This is a genomic window from Longimicrobiaceae bacterium, assembly GCA_035936415.1.
Classification (GTDB): Bacteria; Gemmatimonadota; Gemmatimonadetes; order Longimicrobiales; family Longimicrobiaceae; genus JAFAYN01.
The window spans coordinates 1-6964 of sequence record DASYWD010000116.1 but is presented as its reverse complement, the minus strand read 5'-3'; the positions used below and the strand labels follow the sequence as shown (position 1 = coordinate 6964).

5 protein-coding genes are annotated in these 6964 nt (G+C 74.9%); all 5 read right to left on the bottom strand.

The window, feature by feature from the left end; all coding sequences use genetic code 11:
• Nucleotides 1-86: 86 nt before the first annotated feature.
• A complete protein-coding gene (locus VGR37_04415) occupies nucleotides 87-1040 on the bottom strand; it encodes a carboxypeptidase-like regulatory domain-containing protein (GenBank protein ID HEV2146639.1) in 954 nt (317 codons plus the stop codon).
• A 1-nt stretch (nucleotide 1041) separates the two neighbouring features.
• Nucleotides 1042-4023 (bottom strand): carboxypeptidase-like regulatory domain-containing protein, encoded by a 2982-nt coding sequence (locus VGR37_04410; GenBank protein HEV2146638.1) that lies wholly within the window; start codon nucleotides 4021-4023, stop codon nucleotides 1042-1044.
• Between the two features lie 203 nt (nucleotides 4024-4226).
• Nucleotides 4227-5303, bottom strand: a complete 1077-nt coding sequence (locus VGR37_04405) for an SDR family oxidoreductase (GenBank protein HEV2146637.1) — start codon at nucleotides 5301-5303, stop codon at nucleotides 4227-4229.
• A 58-nt stretch (nucleotides 5304-5361) separates the two neighbouring features.
• Entirely contained in the window at nucleotides 5362-6510 is a 1149-nt protein-coding gene (locus tag VGR37_04400; protein HEV2146636.1) for a UDP-N-acetylglucosamine 2-epimerase, read from the bottom strand.
• A 4-nt stretch (nucleotides 6511-6514) separates the two neighbouring features.
• A partial coding sequence (locus VGR37_04395) for a UDP binding domain-containing protein (GenBank protein HEV2146635.1) occupies nucleotides 6515-6964 on the bottom strand: 450 nt, incomplete at its 5' end.

Genomic DNA, 6964 nt, shown 5'->3' with positions numbered 1-6964 from the left:
GACGGGAACCTTCCCGTCCGCCCCCGCCGCAGTTCCGCCCCCGCCCGCCGCTCGATCCGGAGCGCGGTCCGGCTGCTGGTGGCCCTTCAGGGATCCAGGATGCGAAGGTCCTCCGGCCTGCGCCAGCGGATCCACCAGCCGGCGCCGCCCGGGGCGGGTACCAGCACCCCGGTGGCGAGGACTCTCGCGCCCGGCACGAACCCGCTGCCGCGGAAGTTGAGGCGGAAGCCCAGGAAGAAGTCCACCGGCCCGGAGCCGTCGTTCAGGCGCAGGAACGACTCACCCTCCACGTTGAACGTGTCCACGACCGTGGCGCGCACCTGCACCTGCGCCGCGTCCAGCGTCCCCCCGCCCGCTGTGGCGGCCGTCCCGGTGGTGACCACCATCGGCGCCGGGGCGCCGACGCGCGAGGGAAGCTGGAAGACGAGCGCGTCGTCCAGCGTGGGCTGGCCCCGGGTTCGCGAGGTGACGCCCAGGACCCGCACGCTGTCGCCTACCCCCGCCCTGGCCTGCAGGCGCGTCGCGCGGATGGAGCGTTCAACGCCGCTCACGTGCGCGGTGTCGGCGTAGGCGGCCACCACCGTCCCCTCCACGAAGACGCGCCGCCCCGCCGGGAACGTCCGCGCCTCCTCCACCGTCAACTTGGGATAGGTGACCCCCACGGCCACGGTGACGGTGTCGTTCGGCGGGACCGCCGCGGTGGGCGTGGGCGCGAGCAGGCGGATGCTGTCGCCCAGGCGCGCCGGGTCCACGATCACCTCGTAGCGGCCGATGGGGACGTTCAGGATGCGGAAGACGCCGCTGCTGTCCGCGGTGGCCTTCGCCACCACGGCGCCGGTGCCCGGCGTCACAAGCCGGACTTCCGCCGCGGGGAGGGGGCGGTCCAGCTGCTCGGGCCCCACGCCGTTGCCGTTCCGGTCGAGGAAGACCACGCCCCGGACGGCGCCGGTAGACTCCACCTCCAGCACCTTCCCTCCCTCGCAGCCGGCCGCCAGGGCGGCCGCCCCCAGGAGGAGCGCGGAAACCGAGAGATTGCGCATATCAGTAGCTCACCTGGAATCCGATGCGGAGCGTGCGGCCGGTCGCGTAGCGGGCGATCGGGCTGCCGAAGTTGGGATTCGCGACCAGCGGCACGGAGACCCGTCCGCCCGCGCTCTGCAGCGCCCCGGCCGGGTCCACCAGGTACAGGGCGCGGTCGGGCTCCCCGGCGCTGGAAGAGAGCAGGTTGAAGCCGTCCACCACCAGGCTCGCGGAGCGGCCCCGGGCGCGCAGGAAGTCCAGCGCGACGCGCGCGTCCAGCGAGTGCACCCCGTCCTCCCGGCAGGAGTTGCGCTCCGCGAAGTCGCCGGTGGCCGCCAGGCAGCTCCAGGTGGAGGCCACCGCCCCGAAGCCGGGCACCGCGGGGTCCAGGAAGGCCGGGTCGTTGCGGGCGGAGCCGTCGCCGTTGGCGTCCACCCCGGGGCGGAACCCGGGGGTGAAGGGATAGCCGGAGCGGAAGCGGTACACCGCCGCCAGGCGGGGCGACACCGCTCCGCCCAGGCGCAGCTCCCCGCCCAGCGTGGCGCGGTGCGGCACGTCGAAGTCGGAGCGGCCCTCGGTCCAGTCGCTGCCGGCGGCCCGCGGGAAGGGCGCCAGCATGGCGTCCGCCCACCCGCTGCGGGCGCCCACCCAGTTGTCCTCGGTTCCGGAGAAGGTGTAGCTCCCGAAGACGCCGAGCCTCCCCCCCGGGCGGTGCTCCAGGGCCACCGTGGCTCCCCGGTACTCCGACCACCCGTCGCTGTTGATGGCGAACACCTGGTCGAAGCCGGAGAAGCGGCGGTTGGACCCCGGCTGCGCGAAGAGGAGCGTCCCCTGCCTGGCGAGCGTGCCGAAGACGGGGCGGCCGTTCTGGTCGGTGGCGGCGGGGACGGGGGCGAGGTTCAGGTCCGCGCGCCGCGGGAGGAGCTCCGTCCTCCGGTAGGCGAACGCCAGGTGGACCGCAGTTCCCGGCGCGAGGAGCCGGCTCACCCCGAGGTCGCCGCGGGCGCTCCGGGGCGCCTGGTACTCGGCCAGGAGGGTGAGCGTCGGGCCCAGGTCGGTCCCCACACCCGGGGGGACGTCCGGCCACTCGCCCAGCGTGCCGGCGCCGCGCCGCACTCTCAGGCGGCCGTCGTTCGCCAGCACCTCGCCGATCACGGCGGGGTCGGCAGCGTCGTAGAAGATCCCGGCGGAGCCCCGCACCACCCAGGGGCTCTCCTCGCCCCGGCTCCACTGGAAGCCGGCCCGGGGCCCGAGCAGTGCCTTCGTCCGGCCGATCTCGGTGTTCGCCAGCTTGGTCAGCCGGGCCCACTCCTCCTGGAGCCGGACGTCGCCCGAGGGGAGCACGTCCGCGTCCACGCGGAGGCCCAGGAGGAGGTCCAGCCCGGGCGAGACGGTCCAAGTGTCCTGCAGGTACGCCGAGAAGCGGGGGAGCGTGAAGCTCGCCACCGGGAGCGTCCCCACCGGCTGGGCGAAGTACCCCTCGCCCCGGGCGAAGCCGCCGAGCGTGGGGAAGAAGAACTCGCCGGTGCCGCCGGGGACGTACCTCCCCTCGTAGCTCGCGGCGTTCACCGCGGCACCCCCCTTCAGCAGGTGCGCGCCCGCGCGGCCCTGCAGCGTGCCGGAGGCGTACAGGACGGTGCGGTCGAAGGTCCCCGCGTAGGCGCCGCCGGAGCCCAGCTCCAGCCCCTCCGAGGCGATCGCGGTGGAGGGGAGGAGCCGCCCTCCCGCGGCCGCGCCGGAGGGCTCGCGCCGGCTGCGCTCCACCCCCAGCCGGACCTCCTGCGCCACCACTTCGCCGAGCTGCGACGCGAGCGTGGCGGCGACCGACAGGTCCAGCCCTTCCGAGCCCCCGCCCACGCGCCCTAGCCAGGCGCCCAGCGCGCCCTGCGGCGCGCTCACCGACGCCGCGTTGGCGCGCACGGTGAGCGCGTGCGCGCTGGAGAACTGCCAGTCAACTCGCCCGAAGCCGGAGAGCACCTCGGTGGTGAGGAGCCTCGCGTCCGCCCCGCCGAGCGCCACGCCGTACGCGCTCTGCGCCACCTCCACCAGGCTGTCCGCGGCCGCCACGAAGGGGCTCCCGTACTGCAGCGGCGTCTCGAAGCGGCGCGCCTCCACCCCCAGCACGAAGCTGGCGGTGTCGCGGACGATGGGGCCGCTCAGGAGCACGCCCCCCTGCATCCCGGCGTGCGAAACCGAGCCGGGGCCGAACGGGGCGCTCCCGTCCAGCGAGCCCGTCCCCCAGCTTCCGAAGCCCGACACGCGGAAGTCGCGCGTGCCGCGGCGGGTGTAGCCGCTCAGGAGCCCGCTCCCGAAGCCGCTCCACTCCACGTCCGGCGCGCCGGTGACCAGCTCCGCCTGCTGCAGCACCTGCAGCGGGAAGGCCACCAGCCCCGCCGGGTCCGCCCCGGCCCCGGGGCGCCGCGCCGGCGCGAAGGGCACCCCGTCGATGAGCACCCCGGTCATCCGCGCGGGGAGGCCCTCCACCTCCAGCCCCGGCCCCGCGTTGCTGGTGAGGCGCGCCAGCTCGTCCAGCCCGTAGCGCTCGGCCGGGAGGGCGGCCACCTCCCACGGGGTGAACCACTGTCCGCCCCCGGCCCGCGAGGAGGCCAGGACGCCGGTCCCATAGCGGACCGTGTCCACCCCCGCGGCAGTGGAGGCGGGGTTCAGGCGGATCCGGAGATCCAGCCGCCGCCCCGGCCGCACCGGCACCCCGACGAGCTGCTGCGGCGCGAAGCCGACGCGCTCCACCAGCAGGTCGTAGCTCCCGGCGGGGAGGAAGGTCGCCGTGAAGCGGCCGTTCGGGGCGACGGCGAGGGGGCGCGTGGACCCCACGGAGGCGTCCGTGAGGAGGATGCTCGCGTCGGTGAGCAGGTTCCCATCGGCGCTCCGGACGGTTCCCTCCAGGGCGCCGCTGGTGACGCTCTGCGCCGCCGCCGGGGCGGCGAGGGCGAGCGCGGCTGCGAGGCAGAGGACCCACTCCGTGGGACGGCGCGGACGTATCATGGCTTTCCAGTGAGTCGTGACAGGGCAGGCGAGCCGGCGCGGACTGGAAGCCGCCGCACCGCCTCCATACTGCCGCGCTCCAGGCGCCCGCGCAACACGTGTTGGATGCGGGGCGGCCGTCCGCGGCGCTCCACGGACCGCACGAGCGTGGGTGCGGCGCCACACCCCGGGGACGGCTCCGCCCCGGGGGGTGCGGCGCCGTCTCAGGCCACCGCGACGGCGCCGGCCGCCGGCTCGTCCAGCGGCAGGGTCTCCCCGCGCGCCAGGTCCTCTGCGTACCAGGCCAGCGCCTCGTGCAGCCCGTCGGCCACCGAGTGCGTCGGCTCGAAGCCCAGGCGCGCGCGGATCCGGGTGATGTCCGCCTGCGATTCGCGGATGTCGCCGGGCCGGGCCTCGCGGTACAGGGGCCGGACCTCGCCCAGGGAGGGGTGGTGGCGCGCCAGGCCGTCGCGGATCAGCCCGAACAGCCGGTTGAGCGTGGTGCGCTCGCCGCAGGCCACGTTGTACACCTCGCCGGTGGCCTCGTCCGGGGCCGTGGCGGCCAGGAGGTTGGCCTGCACCACGTTCTCCACGTAGCAGAAGTCGCGGCTGTTCTCCCCGTCGCCGTTGATGGCGCAGGGCTCGCCGGTGAGCAGGTTCCTCACCCAGATGGGGATGACCGCCGCGTAGGGGCCTTCCGGGTCCTGCCGGCGTCCGAAGATGTTGAAGTAGCGCAGCCCCACCGTGGGGATCCCGTAGCTGCGCTGGAACACCCCGGCGTACAGCTCGTTGACGTGCTTGGTGACCGCGTAGGGCGAGAGCGCCCGCCCGACGGCGTCCTCGGTCTTGGGAAGCGAGGGGTCGTCGCCGTAGACGGCGCACGAGGCGGCGTAGACGAAGCGCCGGGTCCCCGCGTCGCGCGCGGCGCTGAGCACGGCCAGGAAGCCGTTCACGTTGACGTCGTTGGCCAGGAGCGGCTGCTCCATGGAGAGCGGCACCGAGCCGAGCGCCGCGTGGTGCAGCACGTGGTCCACACCGCGGCACGCCTCCCGGCAGGCTTCCGGGTCGCGGATGTCCGCCTCCAGGAAACGGAAGCGGCAAAGGCGGTCGGGATCGCCGCGCAGGGCGTCGTCCAGGTTGCGGGCGTGCCCGGTGGCGAAGTTGTCCATCCCCACCACCGTCTGCCCCAGGTCGAGCAGGGCGTCCAGCAGGTTCGAGCCGATGAACCCCGCCACGCCCGTCACCAGCCAGGTGCGGGGGCGCAGGCGCAGGTCCTCCTTCACTTCCTCGTAGCGACTCATCGAGAGCAGGGAGCGCGGGTGCGGAGCGCCGGACGCGGGCCGGAGGGGCCCGTGCCGGTCAGCTCCGGATCGTGTGTGTCAGGCGTCGGGACTCGGTTGGGGACCCGGGCGGATCGAAGTGCAGGAGCGACTGCACCACCCGCATGGCAGCGCGCCCGTCCCACCCCTCGGGGCAGTGCTCCCCCGGGCGGGTGCGCCCCTCGGCCCAGGCCTCGCGGACCGCCGCGGCGACCGCCTCGGGCGGGCCCTGCGCCACGCGCGCCGTCTGCGCGCGTGCGGCGCCGGGGCGTGCCTGGCGGGAGCGGAGCGAGACGCAGGGGATCCCCATCCCCTGCGCCATGGTTTCCATCTCGGCGGAGTCGGTCAGGATCACGCCGGCGCCCTCCACCAGCGAGAGCACCTCCGTGTACCCCTCGGGGCGCGGGTCGCAGAGCGTCTCCAGCAGCGGCGCGGCGCCGAGCTCCTCCAGCCGGGCGCGTCCGAGCGGGGGGAGCACCAGCGCCACCGGGATCTCCTCCGCCACCCCGCGGATCCCCTCCAGCGCGGCGCGCAGCGCCTCCGGGCGCCCCAGGGTGGCGGGGTGCTCCAGGACGGCCGCCACGTACCCGCCGCGCAGCAGCCCGAAGCGGCCGGGGTATCCCAGGCCGATGGCGCGGGGGAGGAGCGAGAAGAGGGTGTCGATCAGCATGCTGCCGACGAAGGCCACCCGATCCTTGGAGACCCCCTCGCGGGTGAGGTTGGCGAAGGCCTCGTAGCTGGGGGCCAGGAGGAGGTCGGCGAGGTGGTCCATGAGGATCCGGTTCGCCTCGTCGGCAACGCGCCAGTCGCCCTCGCGCGAGCCCGCCTCCAGCCGGGCGATGCGGAAGCCCACCTCGGCCCGGAGCTTGGAGAGCACGAACGAGCAGGTGAGCGCCGCGTCGGTCTCTCCCACCAGGACGATCCAGTCCGGGCGCATCTCCGCGGTGAGGGGCTCCAGCGCCTGCATGGCCTGGACGATCTGCTGCGCGTGGCTCCCGGGCTCGATCCCCAGGGAACAGGCCGGCTCCGGCACCTGCAGCTCGGAGAAGAGCGCCTCCAGCGGCGGGAGGTCGCCGGGGTGGCCGGTGTAGGCGAGGAGGCCGTCCTCGCCGAACTCGCGCAGGGCGCCGAAGATGGGCGCGGCCCGCACCAGGTCCGCCTGGGATCCGAGCAGGAGGAGGGTTCGCATCGGATCAGTCGGCAGCGGCGATGGTGGGCTCCACGACCGGCTCCGGCCGGTGCTCCCCGGCGAGCCCCACCACCCGCGCGCCGCCCTCGACCCCCCGCATCACCCCCCGGGTGTCCACCACCAGGTGCGCGTGCTCGGCCACCTTCCGATAGCTGACCGCGGAGTGGTCCGTCACGATCACCACCACGTCCATCGCCGACAGCAGCTCGGCGGAAAGATCCGCGCTGCGCATGGGGAGGTTCCTGAGCGGCGTGTGGCCGTCGTCGGCGATCACCGGGCAGTGCGGGTCGTGGTAGAACACCCACGCCCCGCGCTCCTGGAGGAGGCGCATGATCTCGAGCGCGGGGCTCTCGCGCAGGTCGTCGACGTCCTTCTTGTAGGCGACGCCCAGCACCAGGACGCGGCTGCCGCGCACGGCCCTGGACTCGTCGTTGAGCGCGTCGGCCACCTTGCG

Excerpts from the sequence above, each read along its gene's own strand:
- VGR37_04405 (HEV2146637.1), bottom strand. The coding sequence starts at position 5,303 with ATGAGTCGCTACGAGGAAGTGAAGGAGGACCTGCGCCTGCGCCCCCGC.
- VGR37_04400 (HEV2146636.1), bottom strand. The coding sequence starts at position 6,510 with ATGCGAACCCTCCTCCTGCTCGGATCCCAGGCGGACCTGGTGCGGGCC.
- VGR37_04410 (HEV2146638.1), bottom strand. The coding sequence starts at position 4,023 with ATGATACGTCCGCGCCGTCCCACGGAGTGGGTCCTCTGCCTCGCAGCC.
- VGR37_04415 (HEV2146639.1), bottom strand. The coding sequence starts at position 1,040 with ATGCGCAATCTCTCGGTTTCCGCGCTCCTCCTGGGGGCGGCCGCCCTG.